The following is a 26,069-nucleotide window of genomic DNA, read 5'->3' as shown; positions in this document are numbered from 1 at the left end:
TACTTGCTGTATTGTTCATACTTGCTGTATTGTTCATACTTGCTGTATTATTCATACTTGCTGTATTATTCATACTTACTGTATTATTCATACTTGCTGTATTGTTCATACTTGCTGTATTATTCATACTTGCTGTATTGTTCATACTTGCTGTATTGTTCATACTTGCTGTATTGTTCATACTTGCTGTATTGTTAGCATCTACACTGAAACTTTTTTTCATTGTCCTTGGAGGATCAGACTCGGAATTAGGTTGTTCCGAAGAAATAGGAGAGTCTTCCAAAGATTTTCCTGAAATAGAAATATTAGCTTTTGCACTTTTTAATTTACCATCACGCTCAAACGAAGAATAGCTTAAATCCAAATCAACAAGTCTTCCTTGAAAATCAGTTTCCCCCCATGTTACACGAATATAATTCGGCGCATTATTTTTTTTATTAGCGTTATGATAAACTACATTTTTAAACTCTTCTACCTTTTTCTTAACATCTATATTTTCACTTTCTTTTATATTTTCATTAAACTGAAGACTAAAAGTAAGCAATTCAGGAAGATATCCACTATATTTCAGGATATTAAGACTCGGATGTATACTTGGAGGATGGTATTTCACTTCACTTTTAATAGAAAAATTCTCTGGATTAATAGGTGCAACAAACTCTCTCCTCTTCTCTTTCTGAAATGTACTATCTGTATATGCCCTAATAGTCAAATTACTGTTATTATCCATAATTACATGAATAGATCATTTTTATTTATCTTGTTTCTCGTTCTGCTAATAGATTCGAAAAACCTTTTGTTAATGCCAATTTTTGTTGCTCCGTGTTCCATAATAAATCGCCTGCAGCATGCTTAGGAACATCTATCTTTTTATTAGCTTCATATACTTTAACTTGTATAATTAGTTCATTTATTTTAATAGGCATATTAATAATATGATCTTTTACGTCCTAAAAAGACATTATTTATATTATTTTGTTCTCACTAATCTAGAATAACCGATAGTAATAGTCTCTCCTATGCCAGTATTTGATTGGTCTTGAATACTAAAGGGAGTAATAGATATTCCTTTTGGATACACATCCTCTACAGTCCACTGCGCTAAAATATTGGCTTTTTGATCTAAGACCAAAATATGCGCTTGTGTAAGTTGGCACTTTAGCTTATCTATTGCATCTTCACACCACTGGGTAATTTTTGTTTTCCCTTTTACCAATGGTCTTGTTAGTACCAAATCTGTGGTCTCGGACATTGTATACCTTGCATACATCCTAGTAGCACCTCCTGGTAGATAGTCTTCCGTTTTTACATGACTATCTAACCCTTCTATGCGATAGAAGTATTCAGGAGAACTACCATCTGTTACTCCCAATACTTCTACTTGAAAAGCATGCGAATGAACTAAATCAAAACCAGCCATACGGAAAGATTTAAAAAGAATGTTAAATGTAAATAAAAAATTATTTCCTCTTTAAACCTAACCCTTGCAAAGTAAAACGTATGCGAATGTATCCCATTTCACCTTTTGCTTCATCTTTACGATTTACAAAAATATTGGCTTTTTGAATAAAAACATCATCAATCGATACTTGCATATCTATTGAGCCATCTTTTTTATGCATACAAATCGTAAATGGTTCTGTAGTATACTTATCTGTAAGCACATTTTTGACCAGATCATAGGCACTTACCAATAGGTCTTTTCCGGTAATAAATGGCAAAAATTCTACCGTAAATGTTACAACCTCTTTTGCATTATATTGGTTTTGTATAAGAGGTGCTTTTGCAGACGTATTATACACTACTGCTTTGGTAGACACTTTTTCATTGGGTACTCCAACAGCTGCAATACTACAAGTTTTGCTGTCAAAGCCAGCCTTATTGAAGTGTTTATAATCAATGGTTACTCTTTGCATAATAATTTTATATCAAATTCTATAAATAAAAATCTATACTATATCAAAGTAAAGTATAAAAAATAAAACTCCACGAACTTAATGGTACAAGTTACTTTTTGAGTGTAAAACTCATCGGATCGTAAATTACAATTCCAAAAATCACTTCCAATAAAGAAGTCTCAGCATCTAATTCGCTACTGATTTCACTAACATATCCTTGAAATTGTATATGTGTAAAAGTTTTATCATCGTTTGTGGCAAAACTAAATGATATGTTTTCAACATATTTTTTAGGATCATTTTCTTTAGTAGATGCTAATGCGCTACTTAACTTTTTAATGTCATCATCAAAGTTTTTATCTGGTGTTTTAAGTATAGAAACCTTAATATCCGCCTCTTGTACAATCTCTCCTCCTTTACGGATAGCATAAATGGTTTTACCCTTTGCGTTGACTGCATCAACATAGTTAGATCCATTATCTAACGTAATGCCTATGTTATAACCAGTTAATTGAATTGATTTTGAGCCTAAGTTAAAATGAACGATAGCAGGTATCAATAAATTTTCAGCCATGATTATTCCTATTTTAATTTTTTTATATAAATACAATAATGGTACAATAGAAGAAGGTGGGGTGTTAACCTACTCCCTCCTTCTAATGTATAGATCTTTTGCATACAAAAAACCTAGCCGTCTACGCCCATTTTTTGTTCAAAAGTAATGACAATAAACTCAGCTGGTCTAGGCGCTGCTACTTTCACTGAAATACGCATGATGCCTTCGTTAACGTCATCTTGAGACATGGTTTCGCCTAGTCCACATAGAACGGTAAAGGCCTCTTCAGGACTTGCACCAACTAAAGCGCCCTGTCTCCAAAGGTTGGTCAAGAAGTTTGAAATCATGCCATTTACAACAGCCCAGGTAACTGGAACGTTTGGTCTAAATACAACCGAGAATGCAGCATTTTTAATAGACTGTTCAATAAGTATAAATAACCTTCTTACGTTAATATACCTCCATTCTGGGCTATTTCCAGCCAATGTTCTAGCACCCCAAACAACGGCAGCACCTGTTCCTTTAAAAGAGCGAATGGCATTAATAGACTTACCACTAATGCCATCTACGTTAAGGGATTCTTGCTCCTCATGGGTAATTTTAACCATGGGCTCAATTACAGCATTCAAATTCTGGTTAGCTGGTGCAATCCATATGCCCCTTGCCTTATCTGTTCTCGTGTATAATCCTGCCATAGCTGGAGCTGCTGGAAGAATATTCAAACGATCTGCAATGGTTTTACGAAGTAATTTGTACTCTTTACTTGTATTTTTTAATCCTGCATCCCAATAAACTTTTTCTTTCTCTGTTGTTGCATTTATTAAACTGCTAAGCATAGACTTATGATCCTCCTTCAATACGTTTCTTAGCGCATCTAAATCGAAATTCTTATAGTCAATACTATTGAGTGGAATAATATTGGTTTTCAGCCATGGATAATAGGCAGCACCATAACTCAGATTATCTAAGCCAATGTACTCACGGAATCTATTTACATATTTATTTTTGTCTTCTATAGACAACTCATGATTACCACCCCATATATCAAATATGGCTACTTTGTTCAGATATTTTCCGCAATGAGCCAGTGCATAGGTTTGTACGGCATAATATGAAGCATCTTCTTCGTCCAACAATAGAGAGTCTGGCATTAACAGCATAGTAGGAACTTCTTCTCCAGCTAAAGCATCTATACCTTTTTTAAAGACATCTGGTGTAATCTCTAGTGGTTTATCTGCATCACCATATTGGCCAACGGAAACGATAAAACAGTCTGCACCACCGTTATCGAAAAACAACTTTAAACTATTATAAAGATAGAATGTAGAATTTTGGCTCTGTTCTAGAATATAAGATTTGCCATTCATAACTAGATCCTTATGGCCTTCCGTTACTTCTTTAACCGTATAGACAGGAACAGCTGGTCCTCCAAAGAACAATTCATATTCAGACAATGAAGAAATCTGCACAGGTTTCATGTGAAATGACTTTCCATTGATTTCTGCTCTTTCGGTAAATCCTATAAAAGCGGGAACTGCGGTTGATACTTGAACCACGGCGTTGGCACCTGTATCCTTCTCGACGATGTACACGCCGGGAGTTTTTAAACTTTCAGCCATTTTTATTTATTTTTGAAAAAAAAGTGTGAATTAAAACTAAACTAAACATATACAACTATATCACTATAGAGTTTTTTTTTATCTCCCTTATCTCTTTTAATAGAATCATAAGTGGGATAAGGAAGTTTTTCTAATAAAATTTTTTCATTTTTACCTGTATCACTCTTATCGAATGTAGCAAGGGAAAAAAAATAGTCATACTTATCGCAAAATGCAATAGGTGCTGTAGAGGTTGCATAATACGTATTGGGGAGCTCTGTAGATGATTTAACTGCTCCAAAGCAGAATATATTACTATCTCCTTTAGGTAAAATTTTGCATTTCCCATTAAGCTGATTTCGTGTGTCGACCAAATAATATCTCCAAAAAGTAGAACGGTTTTGGATCTTAATTTTATAGTTATGCACGCCAATATCCTTTTGCTTAGAAAGTTGACGCATCCAATAAGAAAGATCCATATCAATAATGGCAAATACATTCCAACCTGGTTGTGTTGGATAGTGTGCTACTTCTTTAATCTTTACAAGATCTAAAGGGCTTATAAAAGCATTACCATGTAGTAAGTTGTCATTATGGTCATGTCGATTATGCAAATAATAAACCTGCCCTGTTGGATGACCCGCTTCTAACTCAGAAAGGTTAAGTGTTTGGGTGTTTTTTAATGTCATCACAAAAGAAAGGGTTACACCATTTGCCTTCTTCTTAAACAATTCCAGTGGATGGTCATAGTTTTGTGAAAGCCATACGAGTTCTATACCATCTGCATAATGCAGCATTCGAATTTGATGCTGTGTCATCCAGGAACTTGTTGATGGAAGTGGTATAATATCAAAATCATTTTCACTATTGTGAACCTGGTAGTAACGATTTGAAATCATTATTCGAAACAACTTAGTAACAAATGCCATAGTAATTAATTCTGACGTGATGAAAAAGCTGCTATCTGTTTCAAACCCAATGTGGCATCTCCTACAAACACCAGTCCTGCTTTATATAACAATGATGGGCTGTAAGGAGTATTCAGCATTGACCAAAGCATAGATCGCTCGGCAAGACCCATTTTAACCAGTTCAATAGAGAAATTTTCTATACCCGCTTCCTGTAAAACAGGAGTATTTTGGATGTCAAAATGTGACTTATACTGAAAGAATGCTGCTATATAAGCAAGTAGCTTTAGGTTTATTAATAAATTAGACTCTTTATAATCAACAGAAAACAAGAAATACAGACTAAAGGCTTCCGGCATCTTACGTACCACAAAACCATCACCTTGAGGAACATATTCATTGGGATTATTTCTTAACTCTAATGCGGAAATATCAATCAATCTCATAATAATACCTTCTGAAGATTTGTTTTTTACTTCAGAATTTCCTAAAATTGCAAAGGAGATGGGTGTTTCCTTTATATCAGCTTTGGACTGAACATAACGATTCGCTTCGGAAAGAACTATGCTAGCGCAATGGTGGAACATATTTTTTAATTATTAATATTTATATATTTTTTTACAAGCTTAAAATTCTTGAAGTAACCATATTTTATTTTTAATACCTATCGCAGATATAAATCAAATAATAAAGTAGCATTGCATAAAATTACTTAATACAGTGATTTATCAAATCAATAATTTATAAGGCTTACTCTACTTTACAAGTTTTATGTCTATATAAACGTTGTTACGTTAGTTTTTTCTAAGGACTATAATACCCGGTCTAAAAAAGCATAGTAACAACTCACACATCATTTATTGAATTTATCTCTTCTGCTTCACAAACCACGCTAATCTGATTTTGAGCTATTTGGGCAAAACCACTTTTAATAGCAATAGATGAAGATATACCTTTGGTCATGTAAGTAATGTTACCTGATACTAAGCTGCTTAAAGTAGGTGCATGATTTGCAAGCACTTGAAATGGCCCCAGTTCTCCTGGAAATATTACGCTATTCACTACCCCATCAAAAATCCTCGACTCAGACGTCATTATAGATAAATTCATCTTGTTATATATGCCCCCCTTAAAAAGTCCTCTAATTTATAGGATCCCTCGATGCTAGATTATTTACTAGCTCTTGGTTTTACCAATCCTTTCTTTCATCTCCTAAAGAATAAAGTAATTAAAAGTTTTTTTAAAAGCAAACGGATTTTATTTTATGAGCAAAAAATATATTCAGGACTTTCTTAAAGTATTCTATACCTGATATTTTAGTAGTTAATGCGAAAGTCCTGCACTTTATTTTATTTGGGTCAATCGAATTAGTTTATCTCTTTTCAACGATTCTAATTATCTTTGTTGTGTTTAGTGTGTATTTATTTAATGATCGAAAATGCGACAGATACAATTTAGGGAGGCGTTGCGTGAAGCAATGACAGAAGAAATGCTCAAAGATGAAACGATCTTCTTAATGGGAGAAGAAGTCGCAGCATATAATGGTGCCTATAAGGTAAGTCAAGGCATGTTGGAACGGTTTGGTTCAGAAAGAGTTATTGATACGCCTATTTCTGAAGCGGGTTTTTCAGGACTTGGAATAGGAGCCGCTATGAATGGATTACGACCCATTATAGAATTCATGACTTTCAATTTTTCTTTGGTAGCTATAGACCAAATTGTAAATGGAGCGGCTAAAATACACTCTATGTCTGGTGGTCAATTTCATGTGCCCATTGTTTTTAGAGGAGCAACTGGCAATGCAGGGATGTTAAGTTCACAACATTCTCAAAACTTTGAAAACTGGTATGCCAATTGTCCAGGCTTAAAGGTTATTGTCCCTTCTAATCCATATGATGCCAAAGGATTGCTTAAAAGTGCGATTAGAGATGATAATCCTGTAATCTTTATGGAGTCAGAGCTAATGTATGGTGATTTGGGTGAAGTGCCTGAAGCAGAATACCTACTTCCCATAGGTAAAGCAGAGGTGATACAACAGGGAACAGATGTAACATTGGTTTCTTTTGGTAAAATGGTTAAAGTTATTTATGAAGCTGCAGCAGTAATGGCACAACAAGGTGTTGCAGTAGAACTCATTGACTTGAAAACAGTACGTCCATTGGATTTGTCTACGATTATTCAATCTGTAAAAAAAACCAACCGTTTAGTGATCGTAGAAGAGGCCTGGCCATTAGCCTCGATCGCATCTGAAATAGCCTATCAAGTACAAAAACATGCTTTTGACTACTTAGATGCGCCTATTCAAAAAATAAATAGCTTAGATGTTCCATTGCCCTATGCACCCACACTTATAGAAGCTATTTTGCCAAATGTATCTAAAACCGTTTCAGCCCTTAAATCTGTCTTATATTTAGATTAATACTATTTTTAAAACATTGTTTTATGATGCATAAATACCTTATAGGGAATTGGAAAATGAATAAAACATTGCAAGAAGCAATGGATTGTATACAATATTTACTTCCTCAACTAGAAGCCATCAAAGATGCTATACATAGTATTAACTTAAACTTGGTTATTGCCCCTTCTTTTGTTCATTTATGGCCTATCAAGGAACTTATACAGCATCATACCCTTATTCAGTTAGCTGCACAAAATTGTCACCATGAAATCCAAGGAGCTTTTACGGGAGAAGTATCTGCTGCCATGCTTGCCTCTGTAGATGTCAAGTATGTAATTATTGGTCATAGTGAGCGTAGAATATACCAAAAGGAAACCAATGATTTGCTAGCAAGTAAAGTCAAAAAAGTATTAGCCGCTGGTATGTCTCCAATTCTTTGCTGTGGAGAAAATATAGAACAGCGAAATACAGGTGAACATAAAACAGCTATATATCATCAGTTAAAAGGGGGATTGGTTGACCTTACTCTACAGGAAGTACAAAAACTACTCGTTGCCTATGAACCTGTTTGGGCTATTGGCACAGGACAAGTAGCAAGCTTAGAAGTTATAACAGAAATGCATGATTTTATAAGAGAAATATTATTGGAGCAGTATGGCATGATAGGAGAAAAAATACCTATTTTATATGGTGGCAGCTGTAATGCAAAAAATATAGCAGCTATATTGAATGGTTCTAATGTAAATGGTGGGTTAATTGGAGGGGCTTCGCTGCAAGTGAACCACTTTATGGAAATGATTAACAACATTACTTGAAATATAACGCATGATACAGTCTAATGATTCTGTTCGTAAGCATCAAATTGCTAGGATAGTACAAAAAGAATTAGGCGCATTGTTTCTATCAGAAAAAAGCAGATTGTTTAACAATGCATTTATTTCTGTTTCAGCTGTTTATTTAGGAAAAGATTTTGGTGTAGCAAGGGTGTATTTAAGCTTTTCCTTAAATGAGAAAAAACATGAACTATTGAAAAAAGTACAAGCTCAAAAAAGTATGATTCGTAAATTACTTGGTAAAAAGATTGCTCATAAAGCACGCAGGATACCCGATCTAGTATTCTGTATAGACGATTCCGTTATGCAAGGAGCTGCTGTTACTGCTTTAATTGACCAATTAAATTTAGATAATGATAATTTAGATTAGAAATTTTAAGTTGAAATGCAGAAAATAAATCTTCTATTTAAATGTAGACCACATCATTTTATATATATACTGGGCTTTCAGAATAAGAGCTTATTGCAAGCATTTCACAAAATTTATCAAAAGTATTCATGGATCCTTTTTTGACGTACCCAAAATAACGCTAAAAAATTTACTGAAAATTACTTAAATATTTCTTATGATACATTATTGTTCGTATTGTATTCAAATCTAGCCTTATGATTCAAAGTAAAAGTATTAAGTGGTTGCTGCTTATAGCTAGTAGTCTGATTGGTATGTTGCTATATTCAGTGGTATATGCTGCAAATATTGTTTTAGACAAATCAGCGCATTTGCTTATTGTTCCTAGAGGATGTACCCTTCAGCAACTTAGAGATATGTTAAAGAAAGAAAAATGTATAAAAAATGAATACTCATTCTTATGGACAGCATCTCTACTAAACTATAAGCCTCAAAATACTCCAGGCATGTATAGACTAACTCCCAATATGAGTAATTGGAAAATGATTAAAATGTTACGTGGAGGGATGCAATATCCAACTAAAATTACCTTTTCTAATGCAACCAATAAGGAAGATTTGGCAAGAAAAATAGTCTCTTCTATAGGTTTAGAAAAAGAAGCATTACTATCATTGTTAAACGATGCGGAATATTTATCCACCTATGGATTTTCCCCGGAAAACATTTTAACCATGTTTATACCAGATACGTATGAGGTCTATTGGACCATTTCATCAAAGCAACTTTTTCTAAAAATGCATGCTGCTTATCAACATTTTTGGAATACACAACGTCTAAGCAAAACTAAAACAATGGGATTAAGCCCTATAGACATTTCTATTTTAGCTTCGATTGTGCAATCTGAAACAAACAATCTGCAGGAAGCAGCTATGATTGCAGGTGTCTATTATAATAGACTTAAACGTAATATGCGCATAGAATCATGTCCTACTTTGATGTATATATTAAAGCAAAATCAAATTGATGCTAAAAGAGTACTTCAAAAAGATACTTGGATGGAGTCTCCTTACAATTGCTATCGTAAAAAAGGACTACCCCCTGGACCAGTTGGATTGCCTAGCCCTGCTATGATTGATGCTGTGCTACATTATGTAGCTCATGATTACCTCTTTTTTTGTGCCAAAGAGGATTTTTCTGGTCTTCATTACTTTTCTAAAAATTACAAAGAGCATTTAAGCAATACAAAAAAATATAAAAAAGTTCTGAACTCCAATAAAGTTATGCGTTAAATGAAAAAAAGGGCTTCTACAATCACAATAATTTGGCGCAAAAATGCTTTCTTTTTTCATGGTGCTTTAACAATATTTACTATTGGTTTGCTGCCTTTTTTGTTATTTGATAAAGTTTCATTCTTTATTAGCGTAAAGCAATGGCACCATCCTATTGTAGATTGTATAGCCCCCTATTTAACTTGGCTAGGAGATGGTTTTACATATGGCTTATTTATATCGGTCATTACATTATTTGGTGCCAGTTGCAGAAAAATTATCATTGCTGGTAGTAGCTTTGTCTGCATGTCTATTATTGTGCAAATATTGAAACGTCTTTTTTTTGCACACTATTTAAGGCCAATTTCATTAGTTCCTACAGATATACAGCTACATGTAGTAAATGGCGTTGAGCCATTAACTACATTAAGTTTTCCTTCAGGCCATGCTGGAACGATCTTTACCCTTATTTCTGTTATACAATTATTCATTAGCAATAAAAAAAAGATCTATAGCATTATGCTCTTGTTCTTAGCCATTGCAGTTGCGTATTCAAGAATTTATCTCTTCCAACATTTTTACACAGATGTTTATGTAGGCGGCATTATTGGAATAACTTCTTCTACAATAATTTATATTTTTTTTATTCATTTCCAAAAAATAAACTATTTAGATAACCCAGTCTATCTTTTTATTATAAGACATGTTAAAAACACTTCTATTAAAATTAAAGAATAAATATATTATTTATTTGCTGATTATTTTTGGAATTACCTTTGCATTAGGTATAGGGAATATACATCTTTTTGATTTAGATGAACTCTACTTTGCAGAAAGTACTAGAGAAATGTTACTTACTAAAAAATATGGTCAAGTTTCTTTCAATTCTCAGCCTCTTTACGAAAAACCTCCTCTTTTTTTCTGGATACAAGCTCTAAGTATGCAAATTTGGGGCATTAACGAAGTAGGAGCCCGCTTCCCAAATGTAGTATGCGGGGTATTAACCATTTCAACACTGTACGCTATAGGTAAACAATACAATGGAAGTAAATTTGGCCTTCTATGGATGTGCTTGCATGCAACTACTTTTTTACCTCATTTTTATTTTAAATCAGGTATTATAGATCCTTTTTTAAATTATTTTATGTTGCTGGCAATTTATTTGCTATCTCGCAATACCATGCAGCCATCTAATCTATCACAATCTATTTATCCTATTGGTGCTGGAGTGGCTATAGGGTTAGCGCTGCTTATCAAAGGACCTATAGGATTTGTCATACCATTGCTTACCTTAACGTTGAGTCGAATATGGATTGACATACGACCAATCGAGTGGAAACAGCTGGCTTTAGCACTTCTAGTAGCAGGAGGTATAGTATGTTGCTGGATTATTCCAGAGGTTTGGCAACGTGGATTCATTTTTATAAAAGAATTTTGGAATTACCACATATTGCTTTATTCTGAACCAGTTGATACACATAATCAACCTTGGTATTACCATTATATAGTTCTTTTCTGGGGTTGCTTCCCAAGTTCTTTGTTCTCCATATATTCTTTAAAACAATTAGGATGGATACGTGGAAACTATTTTGCTGCTAACATGCAAGCTTTGTTGATAGTTGTTTTATTGATTTTCACATTTGTAGGCACAAAAATAGTACATTATAGTTCTATGGCTTATTTTCCTATAACCTTTTTTACTGCCAATTTTTTATACACTTTATTGGATAACCATGAAAAAATAAATAATAAGACGATTCCATTTTTATTTGTTTTAGGCAGTATATGTATTGGCTGTTTTTTCTTGATCATTCCATGGATTGGGTTCCATAAAGAAATATTTTTCCCTTTGATTAAAAATCAGCAAGTAATTGATGCATTGGATATGCCTGTAGTATGGAATTATTGGGATAGTATACCAGGGCTTATTTATTTAATTGGCATTTTTATCGCCTTGTATTGTTTCTCACAAAATCGTTTCATCCCCTTTATTGTATCATCGATGACTGCAAATAGCTTATCACTTACATTATTTTTAACCTATATCGCGCCTAAAATAGAATCATATAGCCAAGGAGAACTTGTGCATTTTTGCAAAGCATATAAAAGTAAAGATGTCTATCTCGTTACCGTTGGTTTTAAAGCTGCAGCCCCACTATTTTATGCAGATAAACAGCTAGATAAGAATTTAAAAAAGCAAAATATCTATTGGTTTTTAGAAGGAGCTATTGATAAACCTTGTTTTTTTATTTTATACAAAAATGAAACGAATATTTTAAAGAATTATAAAGATATTATCCCTCTTAAAAGTGCTGGATGTTTTGCTTTTTATCAACGACTGCCTATGTAATCCATTCATGCCTGTAGCACAGTGGGATAAAATTAGGTAATTTTATAAAAAAATTAACTTTATATTATTAATATGTTTTAATAACTTACGTCACGTCGTAATATGGTCTAACAATAAAAATAATATCGGTATGGCTCTCATTTTTTTGGAAGGATGTTTGATGTCATTTTCTGATGGTTTAATAGAGGATTTCAAGCCAATATATCAAATAGCAGTATGTTATATTGTTAATAAAGATGGTAAAGTCTTACTACTTAAAAGAGATGACTCCAATTTGTGTGGAGGTAAATGGTGTGCGCCAGGAGGTAAATTGGAAAAAGATGAGACACCGATTCAAACTGTAATCAGAGAGACATTCGAAGAAACAGCTATACAACTTAACCAAGCACAACTTGTGTTTGAACAAACTGTTTACATGAGATTATTGCAACAAGAAACTAAACAAGATGCTATAGATTACATTTTGCACTTGTTTAAAACAATTGCGTTTAAAGACCAGCCAACCATTACCCTAAATAAGGAGCATACTGATTATGTATGGGTCAATTTACAAGAATGTAATAAATTAAAGGTAATTCCAGGAGGCAAAGAACTACTCCAACTTTGTGTATCATCAACTGACACTGCTAATTTGGGAAAATATCTACCTCTACGTTAGACTTAATCAAAATATTTTTATTTGATAATTAATTATATAGTTACAAGATTTGGACTAGATGGATAAAATAAAACCAATCTTATTATATATTTAACATGGATTAAAAGATATTTTATTTTATGCAGATGAAAAATGAACAATTATTAACATCTAATAACAATATATGTCCTAAAGCATATTTTTTGCGTATTTATGTAAAACCTAAAAGCCATCAAGATAAAATGGAAGGATGGATATGTAAAGATGAAACCAATGTGTTACAAATACGTATTAAGGCTCCTCCGGAAGCAGGAAAAGCGAATAAAGCCATTATAGATTTATTTTCTAGAACATTAGATATACCCAAAAGTAACATCCATCTAGTAAGTGGATCTACCTCACGTCACAAAACGCTTAAAATAGAACCTTGGTCGAATCAATTAGCTGAAAAATTACCTTTATCTAAGCCATTGCCGACACTCTTCTAATTAGGAAACGCTAAAGCATTTATTTTTAGTTGTATACGGAATAACTTGTATATTAATCAAGATTATTAGTGATTTCAAGCTTTCTTAATTAGAAAAAAAAGCGTAACTTTAGAAAAGGCTTGGAGTGGTGGCCGAGTGGCTTAAGGTGCCCGCCTGGAAAGTGGGTGTGCTCTTAACGGGGCACCGGGGGTTCGAATCCCCCCTACTCTACTGTTTATAATTACCCCTGATTTATATTCATCTGTTTGACTTTTTCAAACTTGGAATAATATGACTAACCTAATTGTCTAATAAACATACGGGATCTTCGTTTTTATACTTGTTTGTCCATGCTTGAATGCCCTCGAAACGCCTCTCCCATATTTTCATACATCTTATTTTTTCTTATATCATACCCAGACCTGGATAGCATCATGAACCTTGCTCACAAGTATAACAACCGAAAAAAAATATAAGCACTGTTTTTTTAAGCAAAAGACTCCATACCTTCAGACTGGATCTTACACATAGATATATACAGAGGACTTGTAGCCAACAACATCTCATGTGGTCCATCTGCAATTATTTTTCCATTATCAAATACCAAAACCCTATCCATAGCAGAGAGTACTGCCAGTCTATGGGCAATAACAATAGTAGTTTTATCAGCCATAACATGAGACAAGCTTTCTTGTATTTCCATTTCTGTAATGGCATCCAAAGCAGAAGTTGCTTCATCAAGTATTAAAATAGGAGCATTCTTTAACATAGCACGTGCAATAGCTATACGCTGGCGCTGGCCACCAGAAAGTTTAGAACCACTTTCCCCTACAAAGGTATGGTAACCTTCGGGTAACCCTATAATAAAGTCATGACATTTTGCTTTTTTTGCACATGCTATAACTTCCTCATCCGTTGCTTCTTTACGTCCATAGCGAATATTTTCCAATATACTACTGTGAAACAACGTTGTATCTTGGGGTATAAGGGCAATATTATTCCGTAAGGACTCCTGTGTAACGGTAGATATATCTTGACTATCAATAGTAATAGTACCACCATCTATATTAAAAAATCTTAGTAAAAGATTAACAAAGGTACTTTTTCCACTACCAGATAAGCCTACCAATCCTACTTTTTCACCTTGTTTTATAAAAATATTTTGCTTTTGAAATATAGGCTTGCCTGGAATATAAGCAAAGCAAACATCTTTAAATACAATATTGGATGATTTACAAATCAATGCATTAGCATTAGGAGCATCCAAAACAGCATGTTCTTGCTGTAAAAGTTTTAAGGCCTGCTGACAATACCCAACTTCTTCAAAAAAGTCAGGAAAATCTGCTACAGAAGCCCAAACAAGGTTGCATATATTACTGCCTGCATAAAAAACATAAATGACTTCATCGATGGTTAGCTCACCAAGTTGCCAATAATGAATTAAATAAAAAACAAATCCAACACCCATAAAGCCAATGGAAAGAGCACTAATTACAAAATGTAAATACATAATTACCATTAAGGCTTTTTCATGAGCTTTTTGTTCTATTTTTTGTGGACCAATAAGATGCGCTATTGTTTGATTTTTTCGTGCAAAAAGTTTTATGCTCAGTATGTTACTAAATCCATCTACAATACTTCCCGTTAAAAGACTTGCTTTACCTGCGTGAAATGCAGTATAATGGTTGTACTTTTTTAAATACACAATATAGGTTGTAATATGTAATACAAGCCATATGACTAATACCACACCAAAAGCAGGCTGTATATGGGAAAAAGAAACGATACCCATAACCATGGTAACAAACGTTGGCAAAAATGATGATAAGGTCATTATCACCAGTTGGCTAATACCATCTGTTAAATCATTCACTCGCTTGCCAAGATCTCCAGCAAAATTTTCTGTAAAAAAGCTATAAGAATGACCCTGTAAGTAGTGGACTATCCAAAGACGTATTTTTACCTCAAATGCAGGAAGGGTCTTTGCTTTTATATAGTCAAATAGACGAAATGACACATCTATACAGAGCATTACCAAAAATAAAAAGAAAAGAGGCCAACTAAGTTTCACCCAAGCTCCTACCCTATCGTCTGCCAACTCTGTAAGCCGGCCAACAAGTACCTTAAACGCATATGGTATAACCAAATTGTCTAGCACAAAGCACATTCGAAAACAGGCCATAGCAAAAAATTGCCATTTGAACTGTTTTACAAAGTGTAAGACAAAAGTTTGTAAATTTTTAGTAATATATTGTTGCATGTGTGGAAAACGCAAAACCAGTTTAGAACCTAAACACAGATTTACAGCGTACCAAAATAAACGTAACTGAATGAAAAATTGCCAATTTACAATTGATCATCCAGGATTCATCTATTCAGACACTTTTATAAAATACATAAGATTCTGATGGATAAGCATTAGCTAAACCAAATACTTATTCAAAGCTTCTTCAAATTGAGTTATAGGCAAGTTTCCACCCACCAACCGTTCCATTTGAAACGCTTTATGGAAAATCAATACTGTAGGTATTGTCTTAATAGAGTATCTATAAAACGATCTACTATTATTATCTACATTAATTTTGCTAATAACAGCTTTCCCTTTATAGGCTATAGCCAATTGTTCAATAATAGGACTAAGTTTCATACAAGGCCCACACCATGGTGCCCAAAAATCGACCAAAACAAGTTCGTGTTGATTGATAACATCTTGAAAATCAGCATCTGTAAGTTCTAAAACATCCGTGTTCATAAAATTAAATAAATGTTTTTCCCTTTTATATACTCCGCCTATTATCTATCAGCAGATAAGCAAATTTACACAATTATCCCTCCATATACAAAACTGCAACGTGATGGATGTATAATTTTATACTATAAACATTTGAAATACAGCTAATATAGCATAAAACAAAACAATATTGATTTATTTACCAAGTACTTCCAGTAGTGTTCTAACTGCTTGCAAAGCTATAGGGATTCCCTCTAGTTTATCTCCTCTAGCAGTTGCAAAAAAAGCTTGCCCCCCACCATTACCATCAATATATGGAGCTATACATTTAATAACATCATGGGCATTCTTGCCAAGACGTTTCTGTAATCTATCTGATAGCAATAGCGCTATATGTGCTTTCGTTGCTAGCTTTGCAGCCAATACTACAAGCATTTGTTCATGTTGTGGTTTATAGTGAAAGGCAATTTGTCGTAATGCTTCTGCATGAGGGACTTGCACCTCTTGAATCAAGCAACATACATCATTTAGCTCTTCCAATTTAGATTGGAGCTGGTCTGTAATATACTTAATTTCCTTTTCGTGATAAAGGGCCAGTTGTTTTTGTAATTGCTTTTTCTCATGTATCAAAGTTTCTACTGCCTTAACTGGATCCTTTGAATTTGTCAGCAATGTAGTTATTGCACCTAAAACAGATAATTGTCTATCCACAAAAGCTTCTGTAGCAGTGGCGGTAATAGCCTCTATTCTACGTGTTCCTGTACCTATGGAAACATCACTTAACATCTTAAAGAGACCAATTTGGCCTGTAGATTGGACATGTGTACCCCCACAAAGTTCTATAGAAAAACCTTCAAAACCAACAACGCGAACTTTTTCTCCATATTTTTCACCAAATAAAGCTTGTGCTCCCATTGCCTTAGCTGCTCCTAATGGAATATTGTGTTGTGCTACACAAGCAATATTTTCCCTAATTTTTTCATTTACAATGGTTTCAACTGCCTTAATTTGTTCAGGAGATAACTTAGTAGGATAAGAAAAATCAAACCGCAATAGTGCGGGCGTAACGAGAGATCCCTTTTGATATACATGTTCCCCCAATATTTGTTTAAGTGCAGCTTGTAAAAGATGGGTAGCGGTATGGTTATTGGCAGTAAGGGTGCGTTTTTCTATGTCTATGTAGGCCTCTACAGCTCTTTCTAGCTCAGTAGGCAGCTGAGCTACGGTATGGATGATTAACCCATGCTCTTTTTGTACATCTAAAACAACGATGGTTTCATTTCCAGATACCATATAGCCGGCATCAGCCACTTGTCCGCCTCCTTCTGGATAGAAAGGCGTTTTTTCTAATACAAACTGGTAACGCATACCATTTTTATCGCTAACGCTACGCCACTGTACTATAGTTGTAGTGACATGGTATTGGTCATACCCTATAAAGTGGGAATGTAGTCCTGGTTTTACTATATGCCAGTCGCTGTAGGTGGCAAAGGCATCTTTTTGAGAACGCGATTTTTGTTCTTGGAGTGCTTGCTGAAAACCAATTTCATCTACAACCAGTCCTTTTTCTTTTGCAATAAGGGCTGTAAGGTCTAGGGGAAAACCATGTGTATCATAGAGTTCAAAGGCAACACGACCATCTATCATGCCTTGGTTGATTTTATTTTTATCTAGTTGATTTAACAGATGCAAGCCAGCAGCCAAAGTTTTTAAAAAAGCGGTTTCTTCTGCTTGAATAACTTGTTCAATATAGTCTTGTTGCAAGGTAAGATTTGCATACACACCTTCCATTTGTTCTACCAAGACAGATACTAACTGATAGATAAAGGGTTGTTGCATGTCTAGATAGCTATAGCCATAACGAACAGCTCTACGCAAAATGCGGCGCATGACATAGCCCGCTTTTGTGTTAGACGGAGCTTGCCCATCGGCAATGGCAAAAACTACGGCACGTACGTGATCTACAATCACACGCATGGCAATGGCAATAGATTCATTTTGGCAGTATTGCTTTCCAGAAATTTGTTCGATTCTTGCTATAAGGGGTACAAAGATATCTGTATCATAGTTGGACTGCTTGCCTTGTAGTACCATAGCCAACCGTTCAAAACCCATGCCCGTATCGATATGTTTATTGGGCAGATCTATCAATTTACCAGAAGCTAATCGGTTATATTGCATAAAAACAAGATTCCAAATTTCGATTACATGTGGGTGATCTTGATTTACCAGGTTAGCTGCAGGTATAGCGTTACGTTCTACTTCGGAGCGGATGTCTATATGAATTTCAGAGCAAGGGCCACAGGGTCCGTGAGCACCCATTTCCCAAAAGTTATCCTTTTTAGCAAAGGGCAGAATACGGTTTTCAGGTAGGTATTGGGACCAAATTTGTGCTGCTTCCAGATCTTTTTCTAAGCCATCTTGTTTGTCTCCAGCAAAGATGGTTACATATATTCTATCTTTAGGAAGTTTGTACACTTCTGTGAGCAGTTCCCATGACCATTGGATAGCTTCTTGCTTAAAGTAGTCTCCAAATGACCAATTTCCTAGCATTTCAAAGAGGGTATGGTGGTAGGTATCTACGCCTACCTCTTCTAGGTCATTATGTTTACCAGAAACACGCAAGCAAGGTTGTACAGTTACTACCCGTGGATGGGTACTTGGCTGATTTCCGAGGATAATATCTTTAAAAGGGTTCATCCCTGCATTTACAAAAAGCAGTGAGGGGTCATCTTTATTTACGATGGGTGCAGCTGGTTGGTGGTGGTGGCTTCTTTCAGTAAAAAACTGAATAAATTTTTCTCGTATTAATCTAGATTTCATTTAGTAACCAAAAATGTTCAAATATTGAATCTACTTTTTCAGCGTTTTGCATTGGTATGAAATATAGCAAAAAATTAGGTATGGGTAAAATATTTTTTTCAAACAAGACGCACAATGGATGTCTTTTTAATATGTTTAAGGCTTATTTAGTTGTATGTCTAAGAGGCATAGGTGAAAATATAAAAAAAGTGGAAGCCAACAAAAGCTGACTTCCACTCTTACTTTCCCACAAAAAGCAAAGATAAAAACCTATGCTGCAGGAGCGGCAGCTTCTTTAGCTTCTAACTTTTTGTTATATTCTTCAGCCTCCTTTTCCTTTTTATCCTCTATCTCATAATCATATCGAGCTCTCTTGATTGTACTCATCAACTTTGCTTTCGCATTAGCATCTATAATCAGAGATTCAATCTCTTTGACATTTGCTACAGCCCCTCCGGAAATCATACTAGGAACACTTGAAAAAATGTAGTGAAAAACCGTACCAGCGTCCTTAACAACTTTAGAAAGCACATCTATATCAAATCCTCCGTCACCGCTAACTTTTTCCATATCCTTATAAGAAATCTTATCTGTAGTACGATCCTTAGAGAACTTATCACCTAACTCTTTTATTAGTCCTATAAGGCCATCAGTAATAGGAGTAGTTTCATATTTAGCAGGATTTTCCACATCAATCTTTACAATTAACTTATCCAACTCTGGCTTAATGATCTTGTCTATTATCGCATCTACGAACTTCGCACCACCACCTTGTGAATTTATGTCGAACGCGCCGCCTAACTGTAAAATGGGGTTTACGCCATCAACAGCAGCACCACCATCGGCAACAAGGGAAAATGAACGCGCTACCTTATTACAAAGCTTTTTTACAAAGCTATGATTACTTGCATTGATGGTAGCATCATCACCATAAGCTATAATCGCTGCACGATCAGCAGGAGGACCATGAGGAACCCGCGCCATTACCCGGACAAGGTTAATGCGATCCATTAACTGCTTAGCCGAACGTGACTTATAATCAGCAGGCTTTAATTCAGCCATTAACGAACGTACAACTTCAAGATCTTGGATTGCATATTTATTTGTGCAAGCATTATTAATATGCTGTACTAAACCAGCTGCAAAATCAGTACCTGCGCCTATTGCTAAATCATAAAGCTTAGCAAATGCTTCGGGTTTTAATTTAACATTAGATTTATTTCCTGCTACAGGACCCATTTCCATAAAAGACAAGTCACCTTGCACACGCACAAACAAATCAAAAAAGAGTTGCTTTAATTGCACTTCTGCTAGTTCACTATTAGTGTTTATAACAATTTGCGCAATTTCAGGAATAAGTAAAGAATCTTTCCCTTTTACTTTCACATCATCTGGTATTGCAATATTCCAATTCACGCCAGCAGCAGCACCAGGAGCAGCTTTAGAAAGCCACATTTGCTTTGGATTTTCACTTTGGTTTTGAATTACTTCAATTATAGCTTTAACAGATGTCAATGAATCAGTACTGCGGGGAATATGCTTACCATGGTTGAAAAACTCTCGGCCTTTAGAAAAAGTACCTTCTTTTGAAATCTCCTCAACAAGACTATTTACTTTTTCTTCCAACTTTGTTACATTAACATCTCGACCTCCTCGAATGAGTTGAACATAAACTTCATGAAAAACAGACATAGGCCTAATAAGCTTATCCAAACCTTCTACCCAGCCAGCTTTGTTTTGGATATCACCACCTTTACCGCCTCCTGCAACTTTTTTACTTGACAATTTTTTAAATCCCTCTTTCCATTCCTTAGTCCCCCAGTTAGCGTGACCTTTTATGTAGTCTGATAATTTTTGTGCAGCCTCACTTCCATCTTTAATCTTTACGAATTCACTATGTTCCAAATAAGGTGGCTTATCTTTTAGATATCCTAAATCTACAGAATTAAAAACATCTCCCGCTATTTTTAAAAAAGACCAAAGTTGCTTATCTGAAAGCTTTGTATAGTCAATTGAAACCTTGCTGCTAACAGTAGAATTATCAGCTTGAGTCTCAGCAACCACTTCAGCATCAGTATTATCAGCAGCACCTTTCTCATCCTTACATCCACCAAATACCATACCCGCTAGAAGAAGACTAGATAGCGATGGCACGTTATTTACAATTTTTTTATATATCATTTTACTAAAACCAATTTTTATGAATTACTAAATTTTTAAAAACGAATTATTTAACCATACAACAAAAACAAGATAACCCAAAAATTACAAGCCACTTGTTTTAATTATATAGATGCAATATACCACAATATATGAACCCATCCAAACCCTCACTGCATTCTCTTTCAATATATTGCACTAATTTTTACATATCATGAAAACGTACCTATTTAAAAACAGGTTTGTTTAAAGTACCTTTACAATTATAACATAAAATTTTATATCATGCAAGTAATTAAGCATAATAAATTTTATCTTTGTAACCCATCTATTATATTTCGCAAATAGTGGGCAGTGTGGTTGCCTTGTATCTCTACCAAAGCCTCTGGAGTCCCAGTAAAAACAACTTGGCCACCTTGAGCGCCTCCATCTGGGCCAAGATCTATTATCCAATCAGCACTTTTAATGACATCTAAGTTGTGCTCAATAACCACTACAGAGTGGCCCTTATCTACTAAGGCATGCATGGCTACTAGTAATTTATGCACATCATGCATATGGAGACCAGTAGTAGGCTCGTCGAATATAAACAAAATAGGTTGACTTATCTGCTCCTTCTCTAGGTAATAGGCCAGCTTTAGCCGTTGCAGCTCTCCCCCACTTAATGAACTGGAGGACTGACCCAGTTGTACATAACCAAGACCTACTTTTTCCAAAACCTTAAGTTTATTGCAAATGGACGTATGGTCTGCAAAAAATTCTAAAGCATCATCTACCGTCATGCTTAGGACTTCCGCTACATGCTTGCCGACATAGGTTACTTCGAGTATTTCAGGCTTAAAGCGACTTCCTTTACAGGTTTCACAAGGTAGATAAATGTCAGCCATAAATTGCATTTCTATGCGTTGTTCACCTTCACCACCACAATCTACGCACTGACCCTTGTCTGAATTAAAGGAAAAATGACCTGGATGGTATCGACGTTCACGGGCTAAATCTGTCTTGGCAAAGATGTCCCGAATAAAATCATACATACCCATATAGGTGGCTAAGTTGGAACGAGAGGATTTCCCTAATGGATTTTGGCTAACCAATTTTACAGACTGAATGCCATAGAGGTCGCCAGCCAAGACTGCATTGGTATACTCAAAAGTTTGTGTGCCTGGATGCACCACTCTTCTTTCGAAATATTCTTCCAGTGCTGGATATAGCACTTCTTGAATTAAAGAAGACTTGCCTGATCCACTTACGCCTGTAACAACTGTTAATGTGTTGAGCGGAATTTCTACTGTAACCTGTTTAAGGTTATGTATGGTTGCATGCTTTATAAGCAACTTTTTTTTTGCAGAACGCCTCTGTGTCGGAAGAGCAATCGATGCCACTCCAGTTAAGTAGCGTGCGGTATGTGTTGTATTGCCCTGCATCAACGCTTGTACAGTACCTTGAAAAATAAGGTTGCCACCATGAGTGCCAGCCTCAGGGCCTATTTCAATAAGTGTATCGGCTGCATGCATAACTAAAGGCTCATGCTCTACTACAATAACGGTATTGCCTTGATGTTTTAAATTCAACAGTATCTCTACCAATCTTTCGGTATCACGGGGATGTAGCCCAATGGTAGGTTCATCTAAAATATAAATGGTGCCAAAAAGTGGACTACCTAGTGCTGTAGCCAACTTAATGCGTTGGTATTCTCCTCCAGACAGTGTAGTGATAGGCCTACTTAAGGTTAGATAACCTACGCCTACTTGCATTAGGTAATGCAACCGATCTTTAATTTCCCCTAAAACCTGTTCTACAACTTGTTGCTCTCTTGCTGTAAGCGATAATGCATCAAAAAATGGTATTAATTGATCTATAGGTATCAATAGTAAATCTATAATCGAACGATCATTGATTTTGACATACTGGGCATCTGAACGCACCCGAGTACCTCTGCAAGAGGGACACAAGATCCTACCGCGATAGCGAGCGGATAGCACACGGTACTGTATTTTGTGGGATTGGGAATCGAAAAAATTAAAAAAACGATAAAGGCCTGCGAAATCACCTCTCCCCTCCCACAAAATTTCTTTATGAGATGGACTGAGTTGTTCATAAGGTGTATGGATAGGAAAGTTCAGCTTTATTTTTTGGTTTATAAGTGGATTCAGCCATTTTCGCATGGTAGGGCTATTCCAAGGTGCTATAGCTCCTGCTGCAACAGAAAGTGCAGGATTGGGTATGATTTTTCGTTCATCCAGACCTATCACTTCTCCTAGACCTTCACAGGTTTTACAGGCGCCATGGGGGGTATTAAAGCTAAAAAAGTGGGTAGTAGGTTGTTCAAACGTTATGCCATCTAGCTCAAAGCGATCCGAAAAAGTTTTCTTTTCTACTCCAACGACATCTACAATAGCGCTACCCATACCTTCAAAAAAAGCAACTTGGACCGAATCTGCTATCCTATATTGATTGTCTTGATCATTTTTTTTAACCATAATACGGTCTACTAGTCCATATATGGGCTTGCTTAATACCAGCTTTGTTTTTTCTTCTAGTAATTCTTCTATATCAAAGATCTTTTCTCCCTGTATAACTCTGGTAAATCCTTTTCCTTGCTCTACCCTTAATTTCTTTAATAAATCTTGTTTGCTTTTTAAGGCCACCATGGGATATAGAATCAAGATCTTTGTGCCATCTTCATGCTGATTGATATAATCTACTACATCCGACACACTGTCTTTGCTAACTTTCTGGCCACTTATAGGAGAATAGGTTGTTCCAATGCGGGCATAAAGTAAATGTAGATAGTCGCAAAGTTCTGTAACTGTGCCTACTGTAGAACGTGGGTTTTTATTGTTAACAGCTTGCTGAATGGATACTGCAGGGGATACTCCTAAAATGGAATCCACAGCTGGTTTTTCTAGTTTTCCTAAAAATTGCCGTGCATAGGAGCTTAAACTCTCTATATACATGCGTTGTGCTTCGACAAAAAGGGTATCAAAGATTAGAGATGATTTACCAGAGCCAGATAGCCCTGTCACAACTACAAATTGATTTCGTGGAATGGCAACACTCAAATTTTTGAGATTATGCATTCTCGCACCTTTAATGATAATAAAATCTTTGGGACTTAAATTATCCAATACTAAATTGGTAGATGATGATACAGACATTTGCATTTTTTTATTGTACTTTACAATTCCAAATAGGAGAAACGCCTGTTCGTACAGTTATTTACTAGTAAACGATACAAGATATATTAAATTAACAGATGTATCAAAAAAGCAATAACCAATTTACTAAAAAAATTCTCTTTCTTGACATAGAAACGGTTTCGTGTACAGAAAGTTATGAAGCATTACCAGAAGCAATGCGGTTACTTTGGGATAAAAAATCTTATGCATTACATGCTCGTTCTACGGAACAGGTAGATCCTGCATGCTCTTTTTTTAATGAAGCAGCTATTTATGCAGAGTTTGGAAAGGTCATTGTCATTGCTCTAGGGTATTTCACCAATAATGAAAAGGGAGAAACCGAATTGCGGATTAAGGGGTTACAAAGCCACAATGAAAAAGAATTATTGGAAAATTTTAAATCTATTCTAGAACAATTTACAGAACAGCATTTACAGCTTTGTGCACATAATGGAAAAGAATTTGATTTTCCTTATTTGTGTAGAAGGATGATTATAAATAATATCGCTATACCAGGAGTACTTAACATGGGTGGTAAAAAGCCTTGGGAGGTTCCCCATCTAGATACCATGGAAATGTGGAAATTTGGAGATCGCAAGAGTTTTACTTCTTTACATCTTATGGCTACGATCTTTGGTATAGTATCTAGTAAAGAAATTATGGAAGGAAGTGAAGTCAATAGTTACTATTACACAAAAAATGATATGGAAACCATTACAAAATATTGTATGCAGGATGTTGCAGTCTTGGCACAAGTATTTTGTAAACTAAATGGGTTACCTATATTAAGTCCGGAACATATTATTCTTACCTAGTTGAATTTGCAACATTTGGTTTTGGTAGTGCACTAAATTATGATGTTCATTTCTTCGTAACTTCCCAGGTATATCAAACTTTTTTCTTAATATTGATTAACATTTGGTACATAATGTGACATGGATTCAAAAGATCCACGCATAGCAGAAATTGAAAAGGGACCATGGGCTTCTAAAATGAGTAGATACTTAAAGTGATTAAGTAAGATAAAGACCTCTCCATTAGAAAAAGTAATTTTGTAAAAATATTGTACAATTTGACAATCAGATATATGTTTTAATATGATTAAATTTAAATATTTAAAACTGGTTATATACCTTTTATTGCTGCTATTGGGTCAATCTTGCTCCAACCATCAATTATTAAGCATAACAAGTCGTAGAAAACGGCCTTATAATCATGCTAATCATGAATCTGATAAGAAAAAAGGGCGATCTGAAGAAAAAGAACAAAACATTGCAGGTTTTAGTAAATGGACACCTAAGATGTTTAACGACCAGTTTCATATAGATTTTAAAATTGAAAATATAGAGAGCTTTAAGCCTGAAAAAGAGATAATTAATAAGGATAATTTAGAATTTATAATAAAGTCATTTAAACGCATTATAGAAACTAGAGGAGGATTTACAAACATAGAAGGGAAAGAGGCTACCTTTTCTAATTATCCTAATATTCTTATAACAGAAATGGTTCATGAAGTGTCACAGGAACGTGTATCTAACAATAAATCAAAAATATTTCTTTCAGATCAATATACATATGGTGGTACAATGGCTAAAGGAGATGTTGATCTTGTAGTACGCATAAAAAGTAGTCCAAATTATAGCGATAATATTTTATTCGTTACAGAAGTAAAAAAACCTTCAACACTTGAAGATGGGTTATTACAAAACTGCATGGAGCTATATACAGCGTATGAACAAAACTCCATTAAAGAAGATGTATATGGTGTAGTCACTTGTGGTAACCTATGGATATTTACTACCGACATTCCGCACTAAAAAAAGTTTTTTTTAATTAAATAATTATGTAATTTTAGATTGATTATTAATTTATTTTGTATTGATATGGAAGCAAGCAGTAAAGTTCTAGATCATTTAGGTTTAGTATCTGCGA

The 26,069-nt window shown here is 34.9% G+C and carries 24 protein-coding genes and 1 tRNA gene; 11 read left to right on the top strand and 14 right to left on the bottom strand.

The features are described 5' to 3' along the window. The 9 genes from CCPUN_RS02635 to CCPUN_RS02600 all read right to left on the bottom strand — a co-directional run. Positions 1–730 (bottom strand): CIS tube protein (locus CCPUN_RS02635; RefSeq protein WP_165941915.1); only part of this gene is annotated, 730 nt, incomplete at its 3' end. Between the two features lie 25 nt (positions 731–755). Continuing rightward, complete coding sequence (locus CCPUN_RS04720) at positions 756–926, bottom strand: hypothetical protein (RefSeq protein WP_165941914.1); 171 nt, start codon at positions 924–926, stop codon at positions 756–758. A 44-nt stretch (positions 927–970) separates the two neighbouring features. Continuing rightward, entirely contained in the window at positions 971–1,420 is a 450-nt protein-coding gene (locus CCPUN_RS02630; protein ID WP_133282036.1) for a phage tail protein, read from the bottom strand. Positions 1,421–1,460: 40 nt separating this feature from the next. Further along, entirely contained in the window at positions 1,461–1,916 is a 456-nt protein-coding gene (locus CCPUN_RS02625) for a hypothetical protein (protein ID WP_133282035.1), read from the bottom strand. A 91-nt stretch (positions 1,917–2,007) separates the two neighbouring features. Next, on the bottom strand, positions 2,008–2,472 hold the full coding sequence (locus CCPUN_RS02620) for a hypothetical protein (protein ID WP_133282034.1): 465 nt from the start codon (positions 2,470–2,472) through the stop codon (positions 2,008–2,010). Between the two features lie 113 nt (positions 2,473–2,585). Further along, complete coding sequence (locus CCPUN_RS02615; RefSeq protein WP_133282033.1) at positions 2,586–4,073, bottom strand: phage tail sheath family protein; 1,488 nt, start codon at positions 4,071–4,073, stop codon at positions 2,586–2,588. Between the two features lie 41 nt (positions 4,074–4,114). Next, on the bottom strand, positions 4,115–4,951 hold the full coding sequence (locus CCPUN_RS02610; protein ID WP_204594641.1) for a hypothetical protein: 837 nt from the start codon (positions 4,949–4,951) through the stop codon (positions 4,115–4,117). A gap of 35 nt (positions 4,952–4,986) precedes the next feature. Then, complete coding sequence (locus tag CCPUN_RS02605; protein ID WP_133282031.1) at positions 4,987–5,547, bottom strand: Pvc16 family protein; 561 nt, start codon at positions 5,545–5,547, stop codon at positions 4,987–4,989. Between the two features lie 259 nt (positions 5,548–5,806). Next, complete coding sequence (locus tag CCPUN_RS02600; RefSeq protein WP_133282030.1) at positions 5,807–6,070, bottom strand: F0F1 ATP synthase subunit delta/epsilon; 264 nt, start codon at positions 6,068–6,070, stop codon at positions 5,807–5,809. A gap of 328 nt (positions 6,071–6,398) precedes the next feature. Here CCPUN_RS02600 and CCPUN_RS02595 point away from each other — a divergent pair, with 328 nt between their 5' ends. From CCPUN_RS02595 to CCPUN_RS02555, 9 genes are all read left to right on the top strand, one after another. Next, the gene (locus tag CCPUN_RS02595) at positions 6,399–7,379 is read left to right on the top strand and encodes a pyruvate dehydrogenase complex E1 component subunit beta (RefSeq protein WP_133282029.1); all 981 of its coding nucleotides are present in this window, start codon (positions 6,399–6,401) and stop codon (positions 7,377–7,379) included. Positions 7,380–7,402: 23 nt separating this feature from the next. Continuing rightward, positions 7,403–8,176, top strand: a complete 774-nt coding sequence (gene tpiA, locus CCPUN_RS02590) for a triose-phosphate isomerase (RefSeq protein WP_133282028.1) — start codon at positions 7,403–7,405, stop codon at positions 8,174–8,176. 10 nt (positions 8,177–8,186) lie between these two features. After that, entirely contained in the window at positions 8,187–8,564 is a 378-nt protein-coding gene (gene rbfA / locus CCPUN_RS02585; RefSeq protein ID WP_133282027.1) for a 30S ribosome-binding factor RbfA, read from the top strand. A 236-nt stretch (positions 8,565–8,800) separates the two neighbouring features. Next, a complete protein-coding gene (gene mltG / locus CCPUN_RS02580) occupies positions 8,801–9,832 on the top strand; it encodes an endolytic transglycosylase MltG (RefSeq protein WP_133282026.1) in 1,032 nt (343 codons plus the stop codon). Continuing rightward, entirely contained in the window at positions 9,833–10,549 is a 717-nt protein-coding gene (locus CCPUN_RS02575; RefSeq protein WP_133282025.1) for a phosphatase PAP2 family protein, read from the top strand. Positions 10,550–10,562: 13 nt separating this feature from the next. Continuing rightward, positions 10,563–12,161 carry an ArnT family glycosyltransferase gene (locus tag CCPUN_RS02570; protein WP_165941913.1) on the top strand — a complete coding sequence of 533 codons (1,599 nt, stop codon included), beginning with the start codon at positions 10,563–10,565 and terminating at the stop codon, positions 12,159–12,161. Between the two features lie 130 nt (positions 12,162–12,291). After that, positions 12,292–12,819 carry an NUDIX hydrolase gene (locus tag CCPUN_RS02565; protein ID WP_133282023.1) on the top strand — a complete coding sequence of 176 codons (528 nt, stop codon included), beginning with the start codon at positions 12,292–12,294 and terminating at the stop codon, positions 12,817–12,819. 119 nt (positions 12,820–12,938) lie between these two features. Then, positions 12,939–13,286 carry a DUF167 domain-containing protein gene (locus tag CCPUN_RS02560; protein WP_133282022.1) on the top strand — a complete coding sequence of 116 codons (348 nt, stop codon included), beginning with the start codon at positions 12,939–12,941 and terminating at the stop codon, positions 13,284–13,286. A 121-nt stretch (positions 13,287–13,407) separates the two neighbouring features. Then, positions 13,408–13,496, top strand: a tRNA-Ser gene (locus CCPUN_RS02555). Positions 13,497–13,752: 256 nt separating this feature from the next. Here the strand turns inward: CCPUN_RS02555 and CCPUN_RS02550 are convergent. The 5 genes from CCPUN_RS02550 to uvrA all read right to left on the bottom strand — a co-directional run bounded on the left by CCPUN_RS02550 (position 13,753) and on the right by uvrA (position 24,122). Further along, entirely contained in the window at positions 13,753–15,525 is a 1,773-nt protein-coding gene (locus CCPUN_RS02550) for an ABC transporter ATP-binding protein (protein ID WP_133282021.1), read from the bottom strand. Positions 15,526–15,687: 162 nt separating this feature from the next. Beyond that, positions 15,688–16,017 carry a thioredoxin family protein gene (locus CCPUN_RS02545; RefSeq protein ID WP_133282020.1) on the bottom strand — a complete coding sequence of 110 codons (330 nt, stop codon included), beginning with the start codon at positions 16,015–16,017 and terminating at the stop codon, positions 15,688–15,690. A gap of 174 nt (positions 16,018–16,191) precedes the next feature. Next, on the bottom strand, positions 16,192–18,819 hold the full coding sequence (gene alaS / locus CCPUN_RS02540; protein ID WP_133282019.1) for an alanine--tRNA ligase: 2,628 nt from the start codon (positions 18,817–18,819) through the stop codon (positions 16,192–16,194). A 249-nt stretch (positions 18,820–19,068) separates the two neighbouring features. Further along, positions 19,069–20,979, bottom strand: coding sequence for a hypothetical protein (locus CCPUN_RS02535; RefSeq protein ID WP_133282018.1), 1,911 nt, complete (start codon positions 20,977–20,979; stop codon positions 19,069–19,071). Between the two features lie 290 nt (positions 20,980–21,269). After that, positions 21,270–24,122, bottom strand: a complete 2,853-nt coding sequence (gene uvrA, locus CCPUN_RS02530) for an excinuclease ABC subunit UvrA (protein WP_320410534.1) — start codon at positions 24,120–24,122, stop codon at positions 21,270–21,272. 92 nt (positions 24,123–24,214) lie between these two features. On the opposite strand from uvrA, the gene CCPUN_RS02525 reads away from it, so the two are divergent. Beyond that, positions 24,215–24,952 (top strand): 3'-5' exonuclease, encoded by a 738-nt coding sequence (locus CCPUN_RS02525; protein ID WP_133282017.1) that lies wholly within the window; start codon positions 24,215–24,217, stop codon positions 24,950–24,952. Between the two features lie 282 nt (positions 24,953–25,234). After that, positions 25,235–25,954 carry a hypothetical protein gene (locus CCPUN_RS02520; protein WP_133282016.1) on the top strand — a complete coding sequence of 240 codons (720 nt, stop codon included), beginning with the start codon at positions 25,235–25,237 and terminating at the stop codon, positions 25,952–25,954. Positions 25,955–26,069 lie beyond the last annotated feature (115 nt).

This window comes from Cardinium endosymbiont of Culicoides punctatus (assembly GCF_004354815.1).
In the GTDB taxonomy this organism is placed as follows: Bacteria; Bacteroidota; Bacteroidia; order Cytophagales; family Amoebophilaceae; genus Cardinium.
This window is presented reverse-complemented; position numbering and strand designations above follow the sequence as displayed.

What these genes read in the sequence shown, in the direction of transcription:
- mltG (WP_133282026.1), top strand. Translation starts at nt 8,801, where the DNA reads ATGATTCAAAGTAAAAGTATTAAGTGGTTGCTGCTTATAGCTAGTAGT.
- CCPUN_RS02630 (WP_133282036.1), bottom strand. Translation starts at nt 1,420, where the DNA reads ATGGCTGGTTTTGATTTAGTTCATTCGCATGCTTTTCAAGTAGAAGTA.
- uvrA (WP_320410534.1), bottom strand. Translation starts at nt 24,122, where the DNA reads ATGCAAATGTCTGTATCATCATCTACCAATTTAGTATTGGATAATTTA.
- CCPUN_RS02620 (WP_133282034.1), bottom strand. Translation starts at nt 2,472, where the DNA reads ATGGCTGAAAATTTATTGATACCTGCTATCGTTCATTTTAACTTAGGC.
- CCPUN_RS02600 (WP_133282030.1), bottom strand. Translation starts at nt 6,070, where the DNA reads ATGAATTTATCTATAATGACGTCTGAGTCGAGGATTTTTGATGGGGTA.
- CCPUN_RS02610 (WP_204594641.1), bottom strand. Translation starts at nt 4,951, where the DNA reads ATGATTTCAAATCGTTACTACCAGGTTCACAATAGTGAAAATGATTTT.
- rbfA (WP_133282027.1), top strand. Translation starts at nt 8,187, where the DNA reads ATGATACAGTCTAATGATTCTGTTCGTAAGCATCAAATTGCTAGGATA.
- CCPUN_RS04720 (WP_165941914.1), bottom strand. Translation starts at nt 926, where the DNA reads ATGCCTATTAAAATAAATGAACTAATTATACAAGTTAAAGTATATGAA.
- CCPUN_RS02565 (WP_133282023.1), top strand. Translation starts at nt 12,292, where the DNA reads ATGGCTCTCATTTTTTTGGAAGGATGTTTGATGTCATTTTCTGATGGT.
- tpiA (WP_133282028.1), top strand. Translation starts at nt 7,403, where the DNA reads ATGATGCATAAATACCTTATAGGGAATTGGAAAATGAATAAAACATTG.
- CCPUN_RS02520 (WP_133282016.1), top strand. Translation starts at nt 25,235, where the DNA reads ATGATTAAATTTAAATATTTAAAACTGGTTATATACCTTTTATTGCTG.
- CCPUN_RS02525 (WP_133282017.1), top strand. Translation starts at nt 24,215, where the DNA reads ATGTATCAAAAAAGCAATAACCAATTTACTAAAAAAATTCTCTTTCTT.
- CCPUN_RS02615 (WP_133282033.1), bottom strand. Translation starts at nt 4,073, where the DNA reads ATGGCTGAAAGTTTAAAAACTCCCGGCGTGTACATCGTCGAGAAGGAT.
- CCPUN_RS02545 (WP_133282020.1), bottom strand. Translation starts at nt 16,017, where the DNA reads ATGAACACGGATGTTTTAGAACTTACAGATGCTGATTTTCAAGATGTT.
- CCPUN_RS02625 (WP_133282035.1), bottom strand. Translation starts at nt 1,916, where the DNA reads ATGCAAAGAGTAACCATTGATTATAAACACTTCAATAAGGCTGGCTTT.
- CCPUN_RS02535 (WP_133282018.1), bottom strand. Translation starts at nt 20,979, where the DNA reads ATGATATATAAAAAAATTGTAAATAACGTGCCATCGCTATCTAGTCTT.
- alaS (WP_133282019.1), bottom strand. Translation starts at nt 18,819, where the DNA reads ATGAAATCTAGATTAATACGAGAAAAATTTATTCAGTTTTTTACTGAA.
- CCPUN_RS02595 (WP_133282029.1), top strand. Translation starts at nt 6,399, where the DNA reads ATGCGACAGATACAATTTAGGGAGGCGTTGCGTGAAGCAATGACAGAA.
- CCPUN_RS02575 (WP_133282025.1), top strand. Translation starts at nt 9,833, where the DNA reads ATGAAAAAAAGGGCTTCTACAATCACAATAATTTGGCGCAAAAATGCT.
- CCPUN_RS02560 (WP_133282022.1), top strand. Translation starts at nt 12,939, where the DNA reads ATGCAGATGAAAAATGAACAATTATTAACATCTAATAACAATATATGT.
- CCPUN_RS02605 (WP_133282031.1), bottom strand. Translation starts at nt 5,547, where the DNA reads ATGTTCCACCATTGCGCTAGCATAGTTCTTTCCGAAGCGAATCGTTAT.
- CCPUN_RS02550 (WP_133282021.1), bottom strand. Translation starts at nt 15,525, where the DNA reads ATGCAACAATATATTACTAAAAATTTACAAACTTTTGTCTTACACTTT.